The organism is Streptomyces sp. NPDC006624 (genome assembly GCF_040611555.1).
Lineage (GTDB): Bacteria > Actinomycetota > Actinomycetes > Streptomycetales > Streptomycetaceae > Streptomyces.
In genome coordinates, this window is sequence record NZ_JBEXOM010000011.1 from 1 (window position 1) to 21,559 (window position 21,559).

General features: G+C 73.7%; 21 protein-coding genes and 2 pseudogenes. 13 read left to right on the forward strand and 10 right to left on the reverse strand.

The features are described 5' to 3' along the window. The 11 genes and pseudogenes from ABZY20_RS20995 to ABZY20_RS21045 all read left to right on the forward strand — a co-directional run. Nucleotides 1–247: pseudogene (locus ABZY20_RS20995) on the forward strand (IS200/IS605 family accessory protein TnpB-related protein); the annotation flags it as partial. A 141-nt stretch (nt 248–388) separates the two neighbouring features. Further along, nucleotides 389–844 (forward strand): fluoride efflux transporter CrcB, encoded by a 456-nt coding sequence (gene crcB / locus ABZY20_RS21000; RefSeq protein ID WP_356443015.1) that lies wholly within the window; start codon nt 389–391, stop codon nt 842–844. A 99-nt stretch (nt 845–943) separates the two neighbouring features. Beyond that, nucleotides 944–1,327: a DUF190 domain-containing protein gene (locus ABZY20_RS21005; protein WP_356443016.1), complete on the forward strand. Its 384-nt coding sequence runs from the start codon at nt 944–946 to the stop codon at nt 1,325–1,327. Next, on the forward strand, nt 1,324–1,671 hold the full coding sequence (locus tag ABZY20_RS21010; protein ID WP_356443017.1) for a CrcB family protein: 348 nt from the start codon (nt 1,324–1,326) through the stop codon (nt 1,669–1,671). Before ABZY20_RS21005 ends, ABZY20_RS21010 begins: the two co-directional genes overlap by 4 nt. A gap of 236 nt (nt 1,672–1,907) precedes the next feature. Next, a complete protein-coding gene (locus ABZY20_RS21015; RefSeq protein WP_356443250.1) occupies nt 1,908–2,585 on the forward strand; it encodes a FadR/GntR family transcriptional regulator in 678 nt (225 codons plus the stop codon). Continuing rightward, nucleotides 2,582–4,024, forward strand: coding sequence for an amino acid permease (locus tag ABZY20_RS21020; protein WP_356443018.1), 1,443 nt, complete (start codon nt 2,582–2,584; stop codon nt 4,022–4,024). The genes ABZY20_RS21015 and ABZY20_RS21020 overlap by 4 nt, the downstream gene beginning before the upstream one ends. Before the next feature lie 32 nt (nt 4,025–4,056). Further along, a complete protein-coding gene (locus ABZY20_RS21025) occupies nt 4,057–5,073 on the forward strand; it encodes an asparaginase (RefSeq protein ID WP_356443251.1) in 1,017 nt (338 codons plus the stop codon). Between the two features lie 121 nt (nt 5,074–5,194). Then, nucleotides 5,195–6,604, forward strand: coding sequence for an aspartate ammonia-lyase (aspA, locus tag ABZY20_RS21030; RefSeq protein WP_356443019.1), 1,410 nt, complete (start codon nt 5,195–5,197; stop codon nt 6,602–6,604). A gap of 37 nt (nt 6,605–6,641) precedes the next feature. Then, the gene (locus ABZY20_RS21035) at nt 6,642–7,574 is read left to right on the forward strand and encodes a glutaminase (RefSeq protein ID WP_356443020.1); all 933 of its coding nucleotides are present in this window, start codon (nt 6,642–6,644) and stop codon (nt 7,572–7,574) included. Nucleotides 7,575–7,676: 102 nt separating this feature from the next. After that, nucleotides 7,677–9,071, forward strand: a complete 1,395-nt coding sequence (mptB, locus tag ABZY20_RS21040) for a polyprenol phosphomannose-dependent alpha 1,6 mannosyltransferase MptB (RefSeq protein ID WP_356443252.1) — start codon at nt 7,677–7,679, stop codon at nt 9,069–9,071. After that, nucleotides 9,068–10,429: a glycosyltransferase 87 family protein gene (locus ABZY20_RS21045; RefSeq protein WP_356443021.1), complete on the forward strand. Its 1,362-nt coding sequence runs from the start codon at nt 9,068–9,070 to the stop codon at nt 10,427–10,429. The genes mptB and ABZY20_RS21045 overlap by 4 nt, the downstream gene beginning before the upstream one ends. A gap of 83 nt (nt 10,430–10,512) precedes the next feature. Here ABZY20_RS21045 and ABZY20_RS21050 read toward each other — a convergent pair. The 4 genes and pseudogenes from ABZY20_RS21050 to ABZY20_RS21065 form a co-directional block, all read right to left on the reverse strand. Next, nucleotides 10,513–11,349: pseudogene (locus ABZY20_RS21050) on the reverse strand (serine hydrolase); the annotation flags it as partial. Nucleotides 11,350–11,482: 133 nt separating this feature from the next. Next, nucleotides 11,483–12,625, reverse strand: coding sequence for a transcription termination factor Rho (gene rho / locus ABZY20_RS21055; RefSeq protein ID WP_356443022.1), 1,143 nt, complete (start codon nt 12,623–12,625; stop codon nt 11,483–11,485). Between the two features lie 259 nt (nt 12,626–12,884). After that, nucleotides 12,885–13,712: a class I SAM-dependent methyltransferase gene (locus tag ABZY20_RS21060; RefSeq protein ID WP_356443023.1), complete on the reverse strand. Its 828-nt coding sequence runs from the start codon at nt 13,710–13,712 to the stop codon at nt 12,885–12,887. A 69-nt stretch (nt 13,713–13,781) separates the two neighbouring features. Then, nucleotides 13,782–14,180 carry a nuclear transport factor 2 family protein gene (locus ABZY20_RS21065; protein WP_356443024.1) on the reverse strand — a complete coding sequence of 133 codons (399 nt, stop codon included), beginning with the start codon at nt 14,178–14,180 and terminating at the stop codon, nt 13,782–13,784. 76 nt (nt 14,181–14,256) lie between these two features. Here ABZY20_RS21065 and ABZY20_RS21070 point away from each other — a divergent pair, with 76 nt between their 5' ends. Together ABZY20_RS21070 and ABZY20_RS21075 are read left to right on the forward strand one after the other, a co-directional pair. Continuing rightward, nucleotides 14,257–14,820, forward strand: coding sequence for a PadR family transcriptional regulator (locus ABZY20_RS21070; protein WP_356443025.1), 564 nt, complete (start codon nt 14,257–14,259; stop codon nt 14,818–14,820). A gap of 4 nt (nt 14,821–14,824) precedes the next feature. Next, the gene (locus ABZY20_RS21075; RefSeq protein ID WP_356443026.1) at nt 14,825–15,550 is read left to right on the forward strand and encodes a class I SAM-dependent methyltransferase; all 726 of its coding nucleotides are present in this window, start codon (nt 14,825–14,827) and stop codon (nt 15,548–15,550) included. Here ABZY20_RS21075 and ABZY20_RS21080 read toward each other — a convergent pair whose 3' ends face one another. From ABZY20_RS21080 to ABZY20_RS21105, 6 genes are all read right to left on the reverse strand, one after another. Next, nucleotides 15,551–16,372, reverse strand: coding sequence for an alpha/beta hydrolase (locus ABZY20_RS21080; RefSeq protein WP_356443027.1), 822 nt, complete (start codon nt 16,370–16,372; stop codon nt 15,551–15,553). It abuts the gene before it with no gap. A 173-nt stretch (nt 16,373–16,545) separates the two neighbouring features. Beyond that, nucleotides 16,546–17,727, reverse strand: a complete 1,182-nt coding sequence (locus ABZY20_RS21085; RefSeq protein ID WP_356443028.1) for a serine hydrolase domain-containing protein — start codon at nt 17,725–17,727, stop codon at nt 16,546–16,548. 239 nt (nt 17,728–17,966) lie between these two features. Beyond that, nucleotides 17,967–18,935 (reverse strand): acetylxylan esterase, encoded by a 969-nt coding sequence (locus tag ABZY20_RS21090; protein WP_356443029.1) that lies wholly within the window; start codon nt 18,933–18,935, stop codon nt 17,967–17,969. 252 nt (nt 18,936–19,187) lie between these two features. Next, nucleotides 19,188–19,772 (reverse strand): hypothetical protein, encoded by a 585-nt coding sequence (locus ABZY20_RS21095; protein ID WP_356443030.1) that lies wholly within the window; start codon nt 19,770–19,772, stop codon nt 19,188–19,190. A gap of 424 nt (nt 19,773–20,196) precedes the next feature. Then, nucleotides 20,197–20,952 (reverse strand): ferredoxin reductase, encoded by a 756-nt coding sequence (locus ABZY20_RS21100; protein WP_356443031.1) that lies wholly within the window; start codon nt 20,950–20,952, stop codon nt 20,197–20,199. Then, nucleotides 20,945–21,550, reverse strand: a complete 606-nt coding sequence (locus tag ABZY20_RS21105; protein ID WP_356443032.1) for a sulfite oxidase-like oxidoreductase — start codon at nt 21,548–21,550, stop codon at nt 20,945–20,947. Before ABZY20_RS21105 ends, ABZY20_RS21100 begins: the two co-directional genes overlap by 8 nt. Between the last annotated feature and the right edge of the window lie 9 nt (nt 21,551–21,559).

Sequence of the window (21,559 nt, forward strand, 5' to 3'; positions counted from 1 at the left end):
GACGGCACCGCCCCCTGCACACCGGAGTGATGAGCAGGGGCATCGGACCGTCCAGGCCGGCCCGGCGGTCCCGGGGCGTGAGGAACCCCGCCCCCTCATCCCCGGACCACGGACACGATCCGTGCGTGCCGGACGCGGAGTGAAAGTGGGCAACCAGGACACCCAACACCGTTCGGGATGTCCGGCTGAGCATGAGCCCTGGCAACAGGACTCACTCCCGCTCAGTCTTCAGGAACGGTTAGCCTGAAACCCGGCCGCGGACGACGCCGCGGCGCGGCGGTGGGGCCCGCCGTACCCGAACCGCTGCACCGGCGCCGCCAACGGTCCCTACTTGCGACGGCACGCGCCCGCACGACCCCGGGCCCCGGCGAGTAGGAGTCGTACCACCATGGCGGTCCCCGAGAACCTCCGCGTCCAGGCCCCCGCCCCGCGCCTCACCACCTGGCGCGACCAGGCGCCCGTGGTCGCGGCCGTGTCGCTCGGCGGGGGAGCGGGGGCGGCCGCCCGCTACGCGGCGTCCCTGTGGTGGCCCGCGGCCGCAGGCCACTTCCCCTGGACGACTTTCGCGGTCAACGTCGTGGGCTGCGCCGTCATCGGCGTGTTCCTGGTGGTCGTCACCGAGGTCCGCACCGCCCACCCCCTGGTCCGCCCCTTCTTCGGCACCGGCGTCCTCGGCGGCTTCACCACCTTCTCGACGTACGCGGTCGACATCCGGTACCTGCTCGGCCACGGCCACGCCGGCACCGCTGTGGCCTACCTCGCGGCGACGCCGCTCGCGGCCCTCACAGCGGTGTGGCTCGCGGCCGGCGCGACCCGCCGCGTCCTGAACAGGAGGCAGCCATGACCAGGCCGAGGAAGGCAGTTGGAGGCAGCCATGACCAGGCCGAGGAAGGCACTTGGAGGCAGCCGTGACCGGGCGGAGGAACGGCACTCGGAGGCAGTCATGACGAGACCGGCCGGCAGAGCGCTGCGCCTGACCGTCATCGTCGGTGAGAGTGACACCTGGCACCACCGGCCCGTGTACGCGGAGATCGTCCACCGCGCGCACGCGGCCGGCCTGGCGGGCGCCAGCGTCTTCCGCGGTATCGAGGGCTTCGGCGCGTCCTCGCTGATCCACACCGCGCGGCTGCTGTCCCTCAGCGAGGACCTCCCGGTCGCCGTGGTCGTCGTCGACACCGAGCCACGCGTCCGGGCCTTCCTGCCGCAGCTGGACGAACTCGTCACCGAGGGGCTGGTGACGCTCGACGACTGCGAGGTCGTCCGGTACACCGGCCGCCCGTCCCGGCCGGCCGGCGGAACGGACGGGGAGGGTGAGAAGTCGCCGTGAACTGGCTGCTGGTCATCGGCGGCGCGATGGTCGGCGCCCCGCTCCGCTACCTCACCGATCGCGCGGTCCAGGCCCGGCACGACTCGGTCTTCCCCTGGGGCACCCTCGCGGTGAACGTCACCGGCTGCCTGCTCCTCGGCCTGCTCACCGGAGCCGCCGCCCACCTGCAGCTCCTGCTCGGCACCGGCCTGTGCGGCGCCCTGACGACGTACTCGACGTTCTCCTACGAGACGCTGCGGCTGGCGGAGACGGGAGCCCGCCTCCACGCCGCCGCGAACGTGGCGGCGAGTGTGACGGCCGGGGTCACGGCGGCCTTCGCGGGGGCCGCGCTCGCGGGCCTGTGAGGCGCGGGGAGGGCCGCGTCGGTGAGAACCGCACGTGCCCGCGCGCAGCAGAGGGTTTCCTCCGCGCGGTCGACCGCCGGTCCTCGTCAAGGGGCCGCAACACCGACCGCGGGTGTCCGGCTCCCCGTCCGCCCTCCCGCCACCCTTGACAGCCGCCTCCCGCGCCCCGCAGGATCACTCCCGTGAACCTGTCAGACAGCCGGACAGCCGGACAGCCCGTGCGGCGCATCAGCGCCATGGAAGCGGTGCTGGCGCACCTGCGCGGCGCCATCGAGCGCGGCGAGTACGCCATCGGCGACAAGCTCCCCTCCGAGGCGGAGCTGTGCCGCACCCTGGAGGTCTCCCGGCCCGTGCTCCGCGAGGCGCTGCGGGCGCTGCAGACCATGGGCCTGACCGTGTCCCGGACCGGCAAGGGCACCTTCGTGGTCGCCAGCGCCGTCGAGGACCCCACCTTCGGCGACTACTCGGCCAGCGACCTGCTGGAGGTGCGCCGCCACGTCGAGATCCCGGTCGCCGGGTACGCCGCCCGGCGCCGCACCCCGGAGAACCTCGACCACCTGGCCCACCTGCTGGACCGGATGGAGCGGGAGACGGACACGACCGCCTGGGTCGCCATGGACACGCTTTTCCACCTCGCGGTGGCCGAAGCCGCCCAGAACCCGGTCTTCCGCCGGGTCATCGAGGAGATCCGGGACGCGCTGGCCCGCCAGTCCGCCTTCCTCAACGAGCTGGGCGGACGCCGTGAGCAGTCCAACCGCGAGCACCGGGCGATCGTCGAGGCGCTGGTCGACGGTTCCGGGAACGACGCGGAGGAGGCCATGGCCCACCATCTCGACCGCGTCGAGACGACTCTCACCGACATCGTGCGCTCCGCGCGTACGGACACCCCCACGGAAGGCGGAACCGAGGCGTGAGCGAGCAGTCCCTGCACGAGGATGTGCAGAAACGTTCCGGCCATGTCGACGCCGGAGACGCGGGCTACAGCAAGTCCCTGAAGTCACGGCACGTCAACATGATCGCCATCGGCGGGGCCATAGGCACCGGCCTCTTCCTGGGCGCCGGCGGCCGCCTCGCCGAGGCCGGGCCGTCCCTCTTCCTCGCCTACGCGGTCTGCGGCCTGTTCGCCTTCCTCGTGGTCCGCGCCCTCGGCGAACTGGTGCTCTACCGGCCCTCCTCCGGCGCCTTCGTGTCGTACGCCCGCGAGTTCATGGGGGAGAAGGGCGCCTACACCGCCGGCTGGATGTACTTCCTCAACTGGGCGACCACCGGCATCGCCGACATCACCGCCGTCGCCACCTACACCCACTACTGGGGCATGTTCTCCGACATCCCGCAGTGGGTGATCGCGCTGATCGCGCTGGCGGTGGTGCTCACCGTGAACCTGATCTCGGTGAAGATCTTCGGCGAGCTGGAGTTCTGGTTCGCGATCGTCAAGGTCGGCGCGCTCGTCCTCTTCATGTGCATCGGCATCTTCCTGCTGGTCACCCAGCACCCCGTCGACGGCCACAGCCCCGGCCCGTCCCTGATCGGCGACAACGGCGGCGTCTTCCCGCACGGCCTGCTGCCCATGCTGCTGATCATCCAGGGCGTCGTCTTCGCCTACGCCTCCGTCGAACTGGTCGGCGTCGCGGCTGGCGAGACCGAGAACCCCGAGAAGATCATGCCGAAGGCGATCAACTCGATCATGTGGCGCGTCGGCCTGTTCTACGTCGGCTCGGTCGTCCTGCTGTCGATGCTGCTGCCCTGGAACAAGTACACCGCCGGTGAGAGCCCGTTCGTGACGGTGCTGTCCAACATCGGCGTCCCCGCGGCCGGCGGCGTGATGAACCTCGTCGTCCTCACCGCCGCCATGTCCTCGCTCAACTCCGGCCTTTACTCCACCGGACGCATCCTGCGCTCCATGGCCATGGCCGGGTCCGCCCCCCGGTTCACGTCCGTGATGAGCCGCAGCCAGGTCCCCTACGGCGGCATCCTGCTCACCAGCGGCGTCTGCGTCCTGGGCGTCGGCCTCAACTTCGTCGTGCCCGCCGAGGCGTTCGAGATCGTGCTGAACTTCGCCGCGATCGGCATCCTCGCCACCTGGGGCATGATCATGGTCTGTCACCTCCTGTTCTGGCAGAGGACCCAGAGGGGCGAGCTGACCCGCCCCGGCTACCGGCTGCCGGGCTCCCCCTGGACCGAACTCGTGACGCTGGCGTTCCTCGCCTCCGTCCTGGTCCTCATGTACGCCGACGGCGGCGCCGGACGCACCACCGTGCTGTGCCTGCCGCTGATCGCCGGGGCACTGGTCGCCGGATGGTTCGCCGTCCGCCGCCGTGTCGCCCACCAGTCCACCACCGGTGCCGGCGCGTGACCGACGCGCCGCTCCAGAAGAAGCAGGCAGTGATGTACAGCAGTTCCCTCGCGGACGCACCCCCTGTCCGTGAACCCGTCCACGCCCCCGTCGCCCACCTCGTCCGCGGCGGAATCGTCGAAGGCACCCACTACGGCTCCGTCGTCGTCCTCGACGCCGGCGGAGAGGTCCGGCTCCGGATCGGAGACACCGAGGCCGCCTTCTACCCGCGCTCCGCGCTCAAGCCCGTGCAGGCCGTGGCCATGGTGCGGGCCGGGCTCCCGCTCGACGGCGAGCTGCTGTCGCTCACCGCGGCCAGCCACTCCGGCGAGGAACGCCACCTCGCCGGCGCCCGGCGCATCCTCGAACTCGCCGGGCTCACCGAGGGCCGGCTGCGCAACGTCCCGGACATGCCGTTCGACCCGGTGGTGCGCGACAGCTGGGTGCGCGAGGGCCGGCTGCCCTCACGCCTCGCCCAGAACTGCTCCGGCAAGCACGCCGCCATGCTCTACACCTGCGCCCTGAACGGCTGGCCGCTGGACAGCTACCTCGACCCGGCCCACCCGCTCCAGCAGGCCATCGCCGAGATCGTCGAGGACCTCACCGGGCAGCGCATCGCCCGGGTCACGGTCGACGGCTGCGGCGCGCCCCTGTTCGCGGTCTCGCTGCACGGCCTGGCCCGCGCGACCGCCCGGATCACCACCGCGGCCCCGGGCACCCCCGAGGCCCGGGTCGCCGACGCGATGCGCGAGCACGCGGAGATGGCCTCCGGCTCCGGCCGCGACGTCGCCGCGCTGATGCGGGCCGTGCCGGGGCTGCTCACCAAGGACGGCTTCGAGGGCGTGCAGGTCGCCGCGCTGCCCGACGGGCGGGCCGTGGCGGTGAAGATCGCCGACGGGGCGAACCGGGCGCGGGTGCCGGTGGCCGCCGCCGCGCTGGCCCGGGCGGGAGTCGACCCGGAGCCGCTCACCGAGTTCGCGGGCGAGCCGCTGCTCGGGGGCGGCCGGGAGGTCGGGCGGGTGCGGCCCGCTCCCTCGCTGGAACCCCTCGCCGGTGCCGCCCGCGCCTGAGCGGGTGCCGGATTCTCCCGTCCGGCGGCCGCGGGTCCTCCGTGGCCGGTCGCGCCGTTCCCCGCGCCCCTGACGGGGCGCTCATCCACCCTCGCTCCTCAGAAAAGGGACCCTCACCCTCATGACCGCCGCCACCCGCACCGAGCACGACCTGCTCGGCGACCGTGACGTTCCCGCCGACGCCTACTGGGGTGTGCACACCCTGCGCGCCACGGAGAACTTCCCCATCACGGGGACGCCGATCTCCGCCCACCCGCACCTCATCGACGCCCTGGCCGCCGTCAAGGAGGCCGCCGCCCTCGCCAACGAGGAGCTGGGACTGCTGGAGCCGCGCAAGGCCGCCGCCATCGTCGCCGCCTGCCGCGAGATACGGGACGGCAAGCTCCACGACCAGTTCGTCGTCGACGTCGTCCAGGGCGGTGCCGGCACCTCCACCAACATGAACGCCAACGAGGTCGTGGCGAACCGGGCGCTGGAACTGCTGGGCCACGCCAAGGGCGAGTACCGGTACCTGCACCCCAACGAGGACGTCAACCTCGGCCAGTCCACCAACGACGTCTACCCGACCGCGGTCAAGATCGCGACGGTGTTCGCGGTGCGCGGGCTCCTCGACGCGATGTCCGTGCTCCAGGACGCGTTCGCGGCCAAGGCCGTCGAGTTCCGCGACGTGCTCAAGATGGGCCGTACACAGTTGCAGGACGCGGTGCCGATGACACTCGGTCAGGAGTTCTCCGCCTACGCCGTCATGATCGACGAGGACCGGTCCCGTCTTGCCGAGGCCGTCCAGTTGATCCATGAGATCAACCTGGGCGCCACGGCCATCGGCACCGGCCTCAACGCCCCCGCCGGATACGCCGAGTCGGCCCGCCGCCACCTCGCGGCCCTCACCGGCCTGCCCCTGGTCACGGCGGCCGACCTGGTCGAGGCGACCCAGGACTGCGGCGCGTTCGTGCAGATGTCCGGCGTGCTCAAGCGCATCGCCGTCAAGTTGTCCAAGAGCTGCAACGACCTGCGCCTGCTGTCCTCCGGCCCGCGCGCGGGCCTCGGCGAGATCAACCTGCCGCCCGTACAGGCCGGTTCGTCGATCATGCCCGGCAAGGTCAACCCGGTCATCCCCGAGGTCGTCAACCAGGTCGCCTTCGAGGTCATCGGCAACGACGTCACCATCACCATGGCCGCCGAGGCCGGACAGCTCCAGCTCAACGCCTTCGAGCCGATCATCCTGCACTCCCTGTCCGAGTCGATCACGCACCTGCGGAGCGCCTGCGTGACGCTCGCCGAGCGCTGCGTCGCCGGGATCACCGCCAACACCGAGGCGCTGAGGACGACCGTGGAGAACTCCATCGGCCTGGTCACCGCCCTCAACCCGCACATCGGCTACACCGCCGCCACCGACATCGCCAAGGAGGCGCTCGCCACCGGCCGGGGCGTGGCCGAACTCGTCCTGGAAAAGGGCCTGCTCCCCGCCGACACCCTCGCCGGGCTGCTCCGTCCCGAGGTGCTGGCGGGCAGCGGCCCCGCCCCGGCCTGACCCACCGCGAGCGCACCGGGACCGGCACCGAGGGAGAATGGTGATCATGACATCGTCGACGGACTTCGCGCCGGTCCTGGAGCGCATCGCCGAGGAGATCGAACGGACCCCCGGCCGCGGCCGGCCCGCCGGCTACATCCCGGCGCTCGCCGCCTGCGACCCGCGCCGGTTCGGCATGGCCGTCGCCGAACCGGACGGCACGGTGTACGGGGTGGGGGACTGGCGGCAGCCGTTCTCCACCCAGTCGATCACCAAGGTCTTCACCCTCGCCCTGGACCTCGCCCGCGAGGGCGACGCCCTCTGGGAGCACGTGGGCCGCGAGCCCTCCGGCAACCCCTTCAACTCCCTGGTGCAGCTGGAGTACGAGAACGGCATCCCGCGCAACCCGTTCATCAACGCCGGCGCCCTCGTCGTCACGGACCGGCTGCACACCCGCACCGGCGACGCCTCGGGCGAACTGCTCGCGTTCCTGCGGGCGGAGAGCGGCAACGCGGACCTGTCCTTCGACCAGGAGGTCGCCGCCTCCGAGTCGGCCCACGGCAACCGCAACGCCGCCCTGGCGCACTTCATGGCCTCGTACGGCAACATCGACAACCCGGTGCCGACGCTCCTCGAGCAGTACTTCCGCCAGTGCTCGGTCACCGCGTCCTGCGCCGATCTCGCCCTGGCCACGACGTTCCTGGCCCGCCACGGCACGCGCGCCGACGGCAGCCGCCTGCTCACGCGCAGCCAGGCCAAGCAGATCAACGCGATCATGCTGACCTGCGGCACGTACGACGCGGCGGGCGACTTCGCCTACCGCGTGGGACTGCCCGGCAAGAGCGGTGTCGGCGGCGGCATCATCGCGGTGGTCCCGGGCCGCTGCGCGCTGTGCGTGTGGAGCCCCGGCCTGGACGAGCGGGGCAACTCGGTGGCGGGCGTGGCGGCACTCGACCGCTTCACGACCCTGACCGGCCTGTCGGTGTTCTGACCGCCCCCGCGATCACCGGCCGGTCACACGCAGGCCGCCCGGCGGAGAGGGAGGCGTCCCCTTCCGGCCACACGGCGTTGCCACGCTGCCCGAGTGCTGGCCATGGCTTTCCCCGCCGATCTCCGCCGCTGCCAGATCCTCGGTCTGGCCGGTTCCGCCGTCCTCGCCCTGGGCGGTGAGACGGCCGGAGCCCTGCCCGTACGGGATCTCCTCCACCCGGCCTCGGCGGGCGCCGCCCTCGGAATGGTCGGCGTGTACTTCGGTCTCGTCCTGCTGATCGCGGCCTGGGTGCTGCTGGGCCGCCTGGTGCGGGGCCCGCGGCCGCCCGCCCCGCGTGCCCTGCTGCCCGTCCTCGCCACCTGGTGCGCCCCGCTGCTGCTCGCGCCGCCGCTGTTCAGCCGGGACGTCTACAGCTACCTCGCCCAGGGCGCGATGGTCCAGGCGCACCTGGACGTCTACGCCCACGGCCCGTCCCGGCTCGGCGGCCCGCTCGCCGACGAGGTCGCCCCGCTCTGGCGGCACACCGGCGCCCCCTACGGCCCGGTGTTCCTCGCGGTCTCCGCGGCCCTGTCGGGCCTGACCGGCGGCGAACTGCCCGCAGGTCTGTTCGGGATGCGGCTCGTCGCGCTCGCCGGGGTCGCCCTGATGGCCGCCGCGCTGCCCCGCCTGGCCCGCCACGGCGGCGCCGACCCGGCCGCGGCGCTCTGGCTGGGCGCCCTCAACCCGCTCGTGCTGCTGCACCTGGTCGCCGGAGCGCACAACGACGCCGTCATGCTCGGCCTGCTCGGTGTGGGCCTGGTGGCCGTGCTCGGCCGGTGGCCGGTCCTCGGCGCCGTCCTCGTCACGCTCGCCGCCCTGGTCAAGGCGCCCGCCGCGCTCGGACTGGCCGCCGTCGTCGTCCTCCAGGCCCAGGCGGGCCGCGGACCGGCGAAGGCCCTGCTGACCACCACGGCAGCGGCCGCCGGGACCACCGCCGCCGCCACGGCGGCGGCCGGCACCGGGTACGGCTGGATCGGCGCCCTCGACACCCCCGTCTCGCCGCAGAACTGGGCCCTGACCACCCTCCTCGGCCGCGCCACCGGGACCCTGCTGCACCACCTCGGCAGCGACCTCGCGCCCCTCGCCGTCCCCGCCTGGCACACCCTGGGCATCGTCACGGCCGTCGCCGCGATCGCGCTGATCTGGCTGAGGCTGCGCCCGCGGCCCGTCTACGCCCTGGGCCTGAGCCTCGCGGCGGTCGCCGCCCTCGGCCCGGCGATCCGCCCCTGGTACGCCTTGTGGGGGCTGTTCCTCGTCGCAGCCGCCGCGCCCAGCGCCTCCGTACGCCACCGCACCGCCGCCGTGACCGGGGTGCTCGCGCTGTGCGTGCTGCCCGACGGCGGCCCGGCGGACACCGGGCGGCTGCTGCTGGCCGTCTCCGGCGGCGCCCTCGCGATCGTCGTGCTGTGGCAGGCGCGCCAGGCCGAATCGGCCCCCGCGCCCGGACGCGCCGCATGACCCCGGCCCTGCCGCGCGGCGACCGCGGCCGGCTGCTGCTGGTGCTCGCCCTCGCCACGGCCGTGACCGTGTTCACCGCGACCGTTCCCCTGCTGCGCGACTGGTTCGACCTGCGCGTCTACCACGGCAGCGTCGACGCCTGGGTCCATCACGGCGGCCGCCTCTACGACTACCGCGTGCCCGGCACGGCGTACGGCTTCACCTACCCGCCCTTCGCCGCCGTCGCCATGCTGCCGATGGCCCTGCTGGACCTGCCCGCCACGATCGCCGTCACCCTGCTGCTCGACCTGGCCGCCCTGGCCCTGATCCTGCGTCTGCTCGCCGGGCCGGACCGGCGGCGCCCCGGCCCGTTCGGCTGGGCCCTGCTGGCCTGTCTGCTCGCGCTGTTCGAACCGCTGCGCGACACCGTCAGCTTCGGCCAGGTGAACCTGCTGCTGCTCGCCCTCGTGCTCGCCGACGGGGCCCTGCTCGCCGGCGGACGCGGACGGCTCGCGGGCGCCGGCATCGGGCTGGCGGCCGCGATCAAGCTCACGCCGGCGTTGTTCATCGGACTGCTGCTGGTGGCCAGGCAGTGGCGTGCCGCCGCTCTCGCCACGGCGGTGGCGATCGGCGCCACGGCCCTCGCGGCCGGGGTGGACCCGGACGCCTCGCGCTTCTACTGGACCGAGGCGCTGTGGGACACCGACCGGGTGGGCCGCCTCGGCTATGTCTCCAACCAGTCGGTGCAGGGCGTCCTGGCCCGGCTCGGCACGACCGACCGGGCGGTGTGGGCGGCGGCGGTGCTGCTGGTCCTCGGCGTGTGGGCGGTCCGGACGCGCCGGGCGGTGGCGGCGGGTGACGGTACGGCCGCGTTCGCCCTGACCGGCCTCGCCGCGTGCCTGGTGAGCCCGGTCACCTGGGTGCACCACCTGGTGTGGCTGCTGCCGTCCTTCGCCGTGCTGGTGCGCACCGGGCGCGTCCGGATCGCGGGCGCCCTGTACGCGGTGCTGTGCACCAGCGTGGTGTGGCTGTGGTTCGACGACACCTCCGGCGCCGACGGGTTCGCAGGCTCCAACGCCTATGTGTGGATCACCCTGGGGCTGCTGCTGTGGCTGCCGGCCGGTCAGCTCCGCCCGGGTCTGCGCACCGGGATCCGAAGCACCAGCACCACGACCGCGGCGCCCAGCCCGGTGGCACCGACGATCAGCCCGGCCTCCGTCCAGACGGACTCCGGTTCCTTCGGCACGGCCGCGGCGACGGCGGGAGGAGGCGTCGTCTCGGGAGGGGCGGTGGGCCGGGACGGGCCGAGCGAGCCCACCGCCTCGACCGTCCCGGCCGATCGGAACCCCCAGTCGAGCAGCGAGCGTGCCTCTTCGTAGACGGCGGAGCCGCCGCCCTCCTGCGGGTTCATCACCGTCACCACGAGGGTGCGGCCGTCCCGGCGCGCCGCTGCGACGAGCGTGCTGCCGGCCTTGCTGGTGTAGCCGTTCTTGATGCCGATCAGCCCCCGGTACGGCTTCACTCCGCGGGCGCCGCTCAGCAGCCGGTTGGTGTTGCGGATGGGGTACGACCAGTTGCCGCCGCCCGGGAACCGCGCCTCGACCGTGGCGCAGTACCGCGCGAAGTCCGGGTTGCGCAGCCCCACCCGGCCGAAGAGGGCCAGGTCGTAGGCCGAGGAGACCTGGCCCGGGGCGTCGTAGCCGTCCGGCGACACCACGCGCGTGTCGAGAGCGCCCAGCGACCGTGCCTTGGCCTGCATCCGTTGCGCCGTCGCCCGCCAGCCGCCGTTGAGTTCGGCCAGGACGTGCACGGCGTCGTTGCCGGAGTTGAGGAAGACGCCGCGCCACAGGTCGGCGACCCGGTAGGTGCGGCCCTCGGCGACGCCGACCAGGCTGCTGCCCGCCCCGATACCGCGCAGTTCCCGCTCACGGACCGTGTGCCGGATGCCCGCGGGCAGGGACGGCAGCACGGTGATGGCGAACAGCGTCTTGAGGGTGCTGGCCGGCGGCAGTCTGCGGTGCGCGTTGTGGGCGGCGAGCACCTCGCCGGTGCGGGCGTCGGCCACCAGCCAGGACAGGGCGGAGACCTTCGGGACGCGGGGAGTCCGGGCGCCCGGGCGGACGTGGACGCCGGGCCGGTACAGCAGCGAGGGATGCGGGGCGGCTGCCCCCGGCACGGCCGGCACGGTGGGCTCCGCCCCGCCGGGGACGGCCGCCGCGGCGGGCATCACCGCCAGGAGCCCCGCCGTGCAGAGCGCACCGGCCGACACGGCCACCCGGGAAGAGAATCCGATGATCATACGATCAACGTAGAAACGGCCCCGCTCTCCACCGTGACGGCGGGGCCGTCGGGCGCGCGCGAGCACCCGGATGCCGCACGGACGGAACGCCGGACGGCCGACCGCGAGGGCGCCCCGCCGCCCACGCACCTCGTCAGTCCGCGGGCAGCGTCGGCAGGACCCGCCGCAGGAACGTCGCGTTGTCCGGTGTCTCGCGCATCCGCTCCAGCAGGGTCTCCAGGGCGGACTGCCCGTCGCGGTTCCGCAGCACGCGCCGCAGGGCGTGGACGGCCGCCAGCTCGGCCGGGGGCAGCAGGAGTTCCTCGCGGCGGGTGCCGGAGGGGACGATGTCGACGGCCGGGAACACGCGGCGGGAGGCGGGGTCCCGGCTCAGGCGGAGCTCCATGTTGCCGGTGCTCTTCAGCTCCTCGAAGTAGAAGTCGTCGGCCCGGGAACCGGTCTCCGCCAGCGCGGTCGCCAGGATCGTGAGGGAACCGCCCTCCTCGGCCGAGCGGGCGGCGCCGAAGAAGCGCTTGGGGCCGGTCAGGGCGGAGGCGTCGACGCCTCCGGTGAGGATGCGGCCACCGGAGGCGGCCGCGTTGTTGTGCGCCCGGCACAGCCGGGTCAGCGAGTCGAGCAGGACGACGACGTCCTCGCCGGCCTCGACGCGGCGCTTGGCCCGCTCGATGACGAGTTCGGCGAGCGCGATGTGCTGCCCGGCGCCGCGGTCGAACGTCGAGGCGTACACCTCGCCCCGCACGCCGCGCCGCATGTCGGTGACCTCCTCGGGGCGTTCGTCCAGGAGCAGCACCATCAGCCGGCACTCGGGATAGTTGCCCGTGACGGCCGCGGCGATCTGCTGCAGCAGGACGGTCTTGCCGGTCTTGGGCGGCGCCACGAGGAGGCCGCGCTGGCCCTTGCCGACCGGTGCCACCAGGTCGACGACCCGCCCGGCGAGGCCCGCGGCGGGGTGTTCCAGGCGCAGCCGCTCGTGCGGGTGCAGGGGCGTCAGGTCACGGAAGTGGCGCCGGCCGCGCAGCTCGGCGGGCCCGGAGCCGTTGACCCGTACGACCTCGGTCAGGCCGCGCCGGTCGCCGCGCACGCCCTCGACGAGGTCGCCCTTGCGCAGGCCGTACAGGCGGATCAGGGCGGGGGAGACGGGCGGGTCGGTGGGCTCGGGAAGGAGTCCGGGGCCGCGCAGCTGCCCCTTCCCCGTCCGGTCGAGGTCGAGGACGCCGAGCACGGTCCGGCTCTCGGGCCGCTGCTGGGCGGGAGGGTTCTCGAGTGTGACGGTCATGGGAGGTGTCCTTTCACGGACGGCAGGCAGGAGCATGCGAAGGAAGGGGGGAGAGAGAGCCGCGAGGGGAGGGCCTGAGGCACGCCTGCGTGCGGCGGGGAACAGCACCTCGAACCCGGCGCGGACGCCGCGGTCCGGAACTGGTGCCGGAGAAGAGGAGAGAAAAAGAAGGGAACTGGCACCGGCGCCCACGACAGGGGGCGTGCACGAGTGCTCTTTCGACTGTAGCACCGAGCGCGGCAGGAGCGCGCCGGTCAGCTCATCGAGCGGCCAGCAACCCGTACAGCAACGGGATCCGCGGCTCGGGAAGCCGCCACCAGCCGGACTCCGTCCGGACCATCCGCGGCCAGCGCGGCCAGGGCAGTTCGTCGCCCTCGCGCAGGCGCCGCACGGTGAGTCCCGCCTCCGTCAACGCGGTGACGACCTCGCCCAATCCGTGCATCCACTCGTAGCTGTCCGTGGCCCCCTCGACCGCGGGGCCGTCCGTGTACGTGTGGGTCGCGTCCCGGTGCACGGGACCGCCGCCGCCCAGGTAGTCGTGACGCAGCAGCAGCTCGGGGCCCTCGCCCGGAGCGGGTTTCGGGCCCAGGGAGTTGAGCAGCGGGTGGAACTCGACGACGTACAACAGGCCGCCCGGGCGCAGCAGCCGGGCGGCCACCTGCGCCCAGCGGTCCAGGTCGGGCAGGTAGCACAACGCGCCCTTGCCGGTGTACACGACGTCGAACCGCCGTCCCTCCAAGGCCTCGACGGCGTCGTAGACGTTCGCCCGGACGTACCTCACGTCGGCGCCGGCCCGCGCCGCGATGTCCGTCGCGGCCGCCACGGACGCCTCGGAGAAGTCCAGGCCGACGGCCCGGGCGCCGCGCCGGGCGAAGGCGATCGTCTCCGTGCCGAGATGGCACTGGAGGTGCAGCACGTCCCGCCCGGCCAGTTCGCCGAGGTCCTCCCACTCGAAGGGGGCGAACCAGCGCTCGGGGTCGGGGTCCTGGTCGAGGCCGTAGAAGCGGCTGGCGAGATGGACGGGCGTGCGGGCGTCCCAGTTCGCCTGGTTGGCCCGCATCAGCCGGTCGTGCTCGGCGGACGTCATGAGGACATCCAACCGCGAACGGGGCGCGGACGCCGGGAGAACGCGGGAAAGGGACCCCGGGTGTGCCGCTCACACCGAGCGGGCCCGCGCCTCCTCGGCGATCCGCTCGAACTGCTCGCCCATGGCCGCCGCGAGCGCCTGGGCTCCCGACAGCGGACGCACCATCACCGTGAACTCGTCGATGAGCCCGTCGTCGCCGACGTGGAGGAAGTCGCAGCCGCTGACCTCCCGTTCGCCCACGCGCGCGGTGAAGAGCAGGGCGTGGTCGCGGCCGTTCGCGTCGTTGATCTCGCGCACGTAGCGGAAGTCCTGGAAGACGCCGGCGACGGCGCGCAGGATCGCCGCCGTGATCGGCTTGCCGGTGTACGGCTTGAAGACGACCGGGCTGGTGAAGACGACGTCCGGCGCCAGCAGCGCCTCGGCGGCGTCGAGGTCCTGCGCCTCGACCGCCTCACGGAATGCACGCATCGGAACCGCCTCACTGCATAGTCAACTAATTGATTAGGTGCGGATCAGATTAGTCAACGGTTGGTACGGTGTCCACATGTCGTTGAAGTACGCCGTGCTGGCCGCCCTGCTGGAGGGCGAGGCCTCGGGCTACGAGCTGTCCAAGGTCTTCGACGTGTCCCTGGCCAACTTCTGGGCCTCGACCCCGCAGCAGCTCTACCGGGAGCTGGAGCGCCTCACCCGGGACGGGCTGATCCGGGCCAGGGTCGTGCGCCAGGAACGGCGGCCCGACAAAAGGATGTTCACGCTGACCGAGGCGGGCCGCGAGGACCTGCGCGCCTTCGCCGCCACGCCGCCCCGGCGGCCCACCGCCATCCGCGACGAACTCCTCATCAAGATCCAGGCCATGGACACCGCGGACCCCGAGGCGATCCGCGCGCTGATCGAGGAGCGCGCGGCCTGGGCCCGTGGCAAACTCGCCCGGTACCAGCGCGTCCGTGACCGGCTCCTGGCCGGCCGCGACGAGGAGGAGTACCTCCGCGAGGCCGAGCGCGTCGGCCCCTACCTCACCCTGATGGGCGGCATCGCCTTCGAGGAGGAGAACCTGCGCTGGTGCGCACGCGTACTGGCCGTCGTCACACAGCGGGCTCCCCTAGGCTGAGCCGATGTTCAGCCCCGAAGGCCCCACCCTGCGCGAGCTCGCCGTCCAGGCCCTGTCGTCCGTCGAGCGCGGCTACGACCTGCTCGCGCCGAAGTTCGACCACACCCCCTTCCGGACGTCCGACGCGCTCCTGGACGCCGTCGGCTCGGTCCTGCGGCGCCTGGGTCCCTTCGACGCCGGGCTCGACCTGTGCTGCGGCACCGGCGCCGGGGCCGGTGTGCTGGCCGGAGTGTGCCGGGAGCGCGTCACCGGGGTCGACTTCAGCGCGGGCATGCTCGACGTCGCCCGCCGGCGGGTCCGGCCCGCGCGGCCGCCGCTCTCCTGGGTGCGGGCCGACGCCCGCGCCCTGCCCTTCGGGCCCGCCTTCGACCTGGTGGTGAGCTTCGGGGCCTTCGGGCACTTCCTGCCGCGCGAGGTGCCCGGGCTGTTCGCACAGGTGCGTTCCGTGCTGCGCCCGGGCGGCTGCTTCGCCTTTCCGCTGGCCGCGCCGGCCCGCCCGGGCTCGCGCGGCTACTGGACGCTGCTCGGCTTCGACACGGTCATGCGGGTGCGCAACGCGCTGTGGCGGCCTCCGTTCGTGATGTACTACCGCGCGTTCCGCCTCGGGGAGGTGCGCCGCGAGCTGGTGGCGGCCGGCTTCCGTGTGGAGCTGCACGCCCTGGAGGAGTTCGGGCGGCGGGCGGACGGCAGTCCGCGGGTGCGGCTCGTGGTGGCCCGGCTGCCGGGGTAGTCAGCCGCGCAGGAAGTTCAGCAGGTCGTCGTTGAACGCCCGTTCGTAGTCCCCGACCAGGCCGTGCGGGGCGCCCTCGTACACCTTGAGCGTCGCGTTCCCGACGAGCTGCGAGGTCCGGTGCGCCGCGGCCGCGATCGGCACGATCTGGTCGTCGTCACCGTGCGCGACGAGCGTCGGCACGTCGATGCGCCGCAGGTCCTCCGTGAAGTCCGTCTCCGAGAACTGCTCGACGCAGTCGTAGGCGCCCTTCAGCCCGGCCTGCATGCTCCACAGCCAGAACGCGCGCCGCATGCCTTCCGAGGCGGCCGCCCCGGGCCGGTTGAAGCCGTAGAAGCTCTCGCTGAGCTCCCAGTAGAACTGCGCACGGTCGGCGGCCACGGCCGCGCGGATCTGGTCGAAGGCGTCCTTCGGGGTGCCCTCCGGATTGGCCTCCGTGCGCAGCATCAGCGGCGGCACCGCCCCCAGCAGCACGGCCTTCGCGACCCGCCCGGTGCCGTGCCGCCCCATGTAGCGCACCACCTCGCCGCCACCGGTCGAGTGGCCCACCAGGACCGCGTCGCGCAGGTCCAGGGCCTCGATCAGCTCGGCGAGGTCGTCGGCGTACCGGTCCATGTGGTTGCCCTGCCACGGCTGGCCCGAGCGGCCGTGGCCGCGCCGGTCGTGCGCGACCGCGCGGAAGCCGTGCTCGGCGACCAGCCGCGCCTGGCCGTCCCACGCGTCCGCGTTGAGGGGCCACCCGTGGCTGAACACCACGGGCTGCCCGGCACCCCAGTCCTTGTAGTACAGCTCGGTGCCGTCGGAGGTCGTGAACGTGCTCATGGGGGTCCTCTCGGAGAAAGGCAGCACTGTCGTACCTCGATGATCGCCGTGATCGCCGGATCGCGCCGATCGGCCGCTCGCGGGACGGGGGAGGGGACGGCAGCTTCGGTGGCGCGGGCACACGGCGGGCGGCACGGCGGGGAGGCGGCCCGCCGAGGCCCCCGGGCCTGCCGTCACAGCGCGCTGTACAGGGCGTTGACCAGCGCCATCTTGCGCGGGTCGTCCGCGATGTGCGGCCCCATGCTGTTCATCACGTACCCGAGGGACACCCCCGCCTCCGGGTCGGCGAGTCCGCAGGAGCCGCCGAACCCGTCGTGCCCGAATGCGCGCGGGTTCGGCCCGTAGGAGCCGTGGGCTCCGCTCAGCCACAGCCCGAGCCCGACCTCCGTCTCGCCCTCGAACCCGGCGCCGAGCACCAGGTCGCGGCAGGCGCCCTGGCCCTCGCGCACCCGCTCGGCCGCCTCGGGGGACAGCACCCGGTGGCCGCCGTACGTGCCGCGCCCGGCGAGGACGCCGTACAGCGCGGCGACCGCACGCGCGGTGCCGTGCCCGTTCGCCGCGGGGATCTCCGCGGCGCGCCACTGCGGGCTGTTGGCCCCCTCGGCCCCCACCGGGGGATTGGTCAGCGCGGCGACGGCCGCGGGCGCCAACCGGGCGAGGGCCGCCGCCTGTTCACCGCTGCGCGCGACCGGCTGCTGCACCAGCTCGGCCGCTCGGGCGAAGTCCGGCTCCGGCAGGCCGATGCGGAAGTCGAGGCCGAGCGGCCCGGTCACCTCCCGTTCCAGGAAGGCCGTGGGACGCAGCCCCGACACCCGCCGGACGACCTCGCCGACCAGGTGGCCGTAGGTCAGCGCGTGGTAGCCGGAGCAGGTGCCCGGCTCCCACCAGGGCGCCGTCGCCGCGAGCCGCTGCGTGGTCAGCTCCCAGTCGCAGAGCTGCTCCAGCGAGTGCGGTTCCCGCAGGCCGGCCAGGCCGGCGCGGTGGGACAGCAGATGCCGCACCAGGACCTTCTCCTTGCCCGCCGCCGCGAACTCCGGCCAGTACACCGCCACCGGCGCGTCGAAGTCCAGCAGCCCCCGGTCGGCGAGGACGTGCGCGCACAGTGCCACCGGTCCCTTGGTCGTGGACCACACGTTCACCAGCGTGTCCCGCTCCCACGGGCGGGTGCGCGCCCCGTCGGCCCAGCCGCCCCAGAGGTCCACCACCGTCCGGCCGCCGACGGTCACGGCCACCGCGGCACCCAGCTCGCCGCGCTCGCGGAAATTCTCCTCGAACGCCCGGTGCACCGCTGCGAACCGCGGGTCGCAGTGGCCGTACACCTGTGTGTCGTCCCCGTGCGTCCCGTTCCCGGACATGGATGTCACCGACATGGGCGTCCCGGACATGGGCGTCCCGGACATGGATGTTCCGGACACGGATGTCCCGGCCACCGATGTTCCAGACGCCGATGTTCCGGATACCTCGTTCGCGGGCATGGGCCCCACCCCTTCGCCGGCCGTCGTGTGCCCCGGGGCCGTCAGGTCGCGCCCCGGGCGCCAAGAACGTACCGACTGGTCGGACCAGAGCGGAAGGCCGCCGCCGGTGAACGGCCGGATCAGATGTACGAGCGCATCCAGCGCAGCTTGGCCGCCTCCTGGAAGGGGCCGCCGCCCTCGTGGTCGTTGAAGTCGTACACCTCGATCCGCTTGTCCTCGTGGCTCCAGGCGTTGAACGCCGCGAAGACGGTCGAGGGCGGGCAGGTCTGGTCCTCCAGCGCGGCGGAGAACAGCGCCGGGGACCGCCCGCGGGCGGCGAAGTGGACGCCGTCGAAGTAGGAGAGCGTGCGCAGGACCTCTTCGGTGCGGCCGCGGTGCGTCTTGAGGAACAGGCCGAGCTCGCGGTACGGGTGACGGTCCGTGAGCGTGGCCGCGCGCGGGTAGTCGCACAGGAACGGCACGTCGGGCGCGATGCCCGCCAGATCGGGCACCAGGCCGCCCACCGCTATCGCGAGGCCGCCGCCCTGGCTCACACCGGCGGCCACCGTGCGCGCGGCGTCGGCCAGCGGATGCGAGCGGGCCGCCTGGACCGCGCGCACCGCGTCCGTGATCACCCGGCGGTAGTAGTAGTTCTCCGGGGCGTCGAGCCCGCGCGTCATGAAGCCGGGGTACGCCGGCGCGCCGCCCACCGGGTCCGCCGTGGCGCCGCCCCCGCCCCAGACGCTGCCCTGGCCGCGGGTGTCCATCACGAAGTGCGCCCGGCCCGTCGACGCCCACAGCAGGTTCTCGTGCGGCAGACCGCGCCCGCCGCCGTAGCCGATGAACTCCACGACCAGCGGCAGCGGACCCTCCGCCCCGGCCGGCACCCTCAGCCAGCCCTTGACCGGGTGGCCGCCGAAGCCGGCGAACGTCACGTCGAACACCTGGACGGTGGTCAGGCCCGTGTCGACCGGTTCGAAACGGGCGTTCAGATCGTGCTCGCGCGCTTCCCGCAGCGTCGTCGACCAGAACCCGTCGAAGTCCTCGGGCTCGGTGGAAGCGCTGCGGTACGCGCGCAGTTCGTCGAGAGGAAGGTCGAACAGGGCCATGCGGGACCACCTTGGGTGAGAACAGGTGAGGAGACGGTGCGGATGATCACATTACGTCGGTGGTCGGAGGACTGGCCAGGTCCGTGCACCGGGCCGGCCGGGGCGCGAGGGCGGTCCGGGACGGGTGAGGCGCTGGTCAAGAGCGTCTGAGCGGGAAGGTCCGCGGTCGCGGCGGGTGAGGCGCGGGACACGGGTGGTCGGGTCACCGGGCGCCGGCCGGGCCGCTCAGGCGTGGCGCGCAGGGCGGGCCGCTCAGGCGCGGCGGTGGGTCCACTGTGGTTCCGTACGGGCCCACGCGTACTCCCACTCGGCGAGGCGCCGGCGCAGGGCGGCCCGGCGTACCACGGAGTGGACGAGGAGCACCGCGAGCACGGTGCCGCCCCCGGCGCAGATCGCGACCGTCAGGGTGTGCTGCCAGACCGCCGTGCCGTCCACCGGCGGCGGAACGTTTCGTCCCCGGGCGTCGAACCAGACGTCCACGACCTCGCCGCGCTGCGCGTTCACGGGCACCCGGGCCGTCGCGGTGCGGGTGCCCTCGCCCGGTTCCGTCCAGCGCACGCTCGCCCGGTAGCCGCGCACTCCGCCGGCCTGCGCCGTCGGCCGGGAGCCGTCCGTCCTGCCCATGACCTCTGCGCGGACGCGATGGCGTTCGGCACGCTGCTCGGCCGCCACGGCCTGCGCCTGGCCGTGCGCCCACGAGCCGGCCGCGATCCCCACCAGGGGCGCGCCCACCAGGACCAGCACGGCGACCGCCAGCACCGTCCACGCCTCGACGACATCGGACCTGCGCCGCAGCGGACTGTGCCGCCAGCGCCAGCCCCGCACCCGGGTTCGCATGTCGACCTCCTCGCCGTCAACCGCGGCCGGGGGGCCGGACCGGCCGTGCGGTGGCGGCTGCGCCGCCCCTCCGCGTCACGCCACACCTGCGCGTGCCACACGGATCTGGTGCCACGGATCTGGTGCCCCCTCCGCCTGCAACGATCGCCCACCGCCCCCTCGTTGGGGCGTCCGGTGCGGCCACGCCCGTCAAGGGCGCCGCGCCGTCCGGAGAGCGGGGCCGTCGGTCCGCCTCCCCGGCGGCGCTCGTGGCGCGCGCCCGGAAGGCACCGGCGGCGCGCCGCGCGGCGCGCCGTGGCCCTCCGGCTGGGTGCCCGGCCCGATCCCGGCGAAACAGCCGGGATACGAAACACGGCGCACGGCCCGGCCGGCACGTTCCCCGCCGCACCCGGCCCGCGGCGCCGGGACGGCGGCCGCCGGCGCGTCAGCCGAACCGCTCGATCCGGATGCGGTCCACGGGCTGACCGGCCGTCACCAGCAGCCGGGAGGCGTGCTCGGCGAAGGAGTTGGAGCCGCACACATAGGCCTCCCACCCACCAGGAGGCGGATCGGCCAGGAGCGGTGCCACATGGGCGGCCGCCATACGTCCCACCGCGACACCCTCCGGCGCGCTGCGCGTGAACACCGGTGTCGTCTCGGCACCCAGTTCCCGGGCGTAGATGAGGTCCTCGGGGCTGCGCGCGGACACCAGCAGCCGCACCGGCACGTCCAGGTCGCGCGCCCGGTGGTGCCGGACCATCGACATCAGCGGCACGACCCCCGAGCCGGCGCCGATCAGCAGCGCGGGCCGGTCGCCGGGCCAGGCGAAGAAGCCGCTCACCGGGCCCCGCATCCCGACCCGGTCGCCCGGCCGGGCCACGGTGTGGAACCAGCCCGACACCTCACCGCCCTCCACGTGGTCCAGGGTGAGCTCGACGTGCCCGGAGTCGTCCGGCGCGGACGCGATCGAGTAGTGGCGCTGGGCCGCGTAGCCGTCGTCCGCGGTCAGCCGCACCATCAGATGCTGCCCGGGCAGATGGCCCGGCCAGCCGGGCACGGCGAACCGGAAGGTCGACACCCGCGGGGTCTCGCGGCGGATCTCGGTGAGGGTGGCGGTCCGCCACACGGAGGCGGCCTGCTCGCTCACGGCGATCCGCCCGGGCACGGCGAACCGCGTGGGAGGCACGAAGGTCTCAGTCACCGGAGTACCTCTGCTCCTGCCAGGGGTTGCCCCGCTCGTGATAGCCGTTGCCCTCCCAGAAGCCGGGCTCGTCGTGGTCGAGGATGCGCAGGCCCGCGATCCACTTGGCGCTCTTCCAGAAGTACAGGTGCGGCACCAGCAGCCGCGCCGGGCCGCCGTGCTCCGGGGCGAGCGGCTTCCCGTCGTACTCCCACGCGATCCAGGCGCGCCCGCCGGTCAGGTCGGCGAGCGGGAGGTTCGCGGTGTAGCCGGTGTGCGCGTAGGCCACGGCATGGGTCGCCGACGCCCGGGGCCGGACGGCGTCGAGGAACGCGTCCAGGGACACGCCCGAGAACCGCGTCCCGAACTTCGACCACCCCGTCACACAGTGGATGGCCCCCTCGTACGCCGACGGCGGCAGCCGGTGCGCCTCGTCCCAGTCCCAGGTGCGGGGCTCCTCGACCAGCCCGTCGACGCGGAAGGTCCAGTCGGCGGGTGCCAGGTCGGGGGTGACCTCGGCGGACAGGACGGGCCAGTCGTCGCGGGCGTCGTACTGGCCGGGCGGCAGGCCGGGGTCGTCGGCGCGCGGGCGCCCCGTGAAGCCTCGGGTGATGTGCATGGCGGTGGT

Coding starts and splice junctions, on each gene's coding strand:
- crcB (WP_356443015.1), top strand. CDS start 389: ATGGCGGTCCCCGAGAACCTCCGCGTCCAGGCCCCCGCCCCGCGCCTC.
- ABZY20_RS21005 (WP_356443016.1), top strand. CDS start 944: ATGACGAGACCGGCCGGCAGAGCGCTGCGCCTGACCGTCATCGTCGGT.
- ABZY20_RS21015 (WP_356443250.1), top strand. CDS start 1,908: ATGGAAGCGGTGCTGGCGCACCTGCGCGGCGCCATCGAGCGCGGCGAG.
- ABZY20_RS21025 (WP_356443251.1), top strand. CDS start 4,057: ATGTACAGCAGTTCCCTCGCGGACGCACCCCCTGTCCGTGAACCCGTC.
- aspA (WP_356443019.1), top strand. CDS start 5,195: ATGACCGCCGCCACCCGCACCGAGCACGACCTGCTCGGCGACCGTGAC.
- ABZY20_RS21035 (WP_356443020.1), top strand. CDS start 6,642: ATGGTGATCATGACATCGTCGACGGACTTCGCGCCGGTCCTGGAGCGC.
- mptB (WP_356443252.1), top strand. CDS start 7,677: ATGGCTTTCCCCGCCGATCTCCGCCGCTGCCAGATCCTCGGTCTGGCC.
- ABZY20_RS21045 (WP_356443021.1), top strand. CDS start 9,068: ATGACCCCGGCCCTGCCGCGCGGCGACCGCGGCCGGCTGCTGCTGGTG.
- rho (WP_356443022.1), bottom strand. CDS start 12,625: ATGACCGTCACACTCGAGAACCCTCCCGCCCAGCAGCGGCCCGAGAGC.
- ABZY20_RS21060 (WP_356443023.1), bottom strand. CDS start 13,712: ATGACGTCCGCCGAGCACGACCGGCTGATGCGGGCCAACCAGGCGAAC.
- ABZY20_RS21065 (WP_356443024.1), bottom strand. CDS start 14,180: ATGCGTGCATTCCGTGAGGCGGTCGAGGCGCAGGACCTCGACGCCGCC.
- ABZY20_RS21070 (WP_356443025.1), top strand. CDS start 14,257: ATGTCGTTGAAGTACGCCGTGCTGGCCGCCCTGCTGGAGGGCGAGGCC.
- ABZY20_RS21075 (WP_356443026.1), top strand. CDS start 14,825: ATGTTCAGCCCCGAAGGCCCCACCCTGCGCGAGCTCGCCGTCCAGGCC.
- ABZY20_RS21080 (WP_356443027.1), bottom strand. CDS start 16,372: ATGAGCACGTTCACGACCTCCGACGGCACCGAGCTGTACTACAAGGAC.
- ABZY20_RS21085 (WP_356443028.1), bottom strand. CDS start 17,727: ATGTCCGGGAACGGGACGCACGGGGACGACACACAGGTGTACGGCCAC.
- ABZY20_RS21090 (WP_356443029.1), bottom strand. CDS start 18,935: ATGGCCCTGTTCGACCTTCCTCTCGACGAACTGCGCGCGTACCGCAGC.
- ABZY20_RS21095 (WP_356443030.1), bottom strand. CDS start 19,772: ATGCGAACCCGGGTGCGGGGCTGGCGCTGGCGGCACAGTCCGCTGCGG.
- ABZY20_RS21105 (WP_356443032.1), bottom strand. CDS start 21,550: ATGCACATCACCCGAGGCTTCACGGGGCGCCCGCGCGCCGACGACCCC.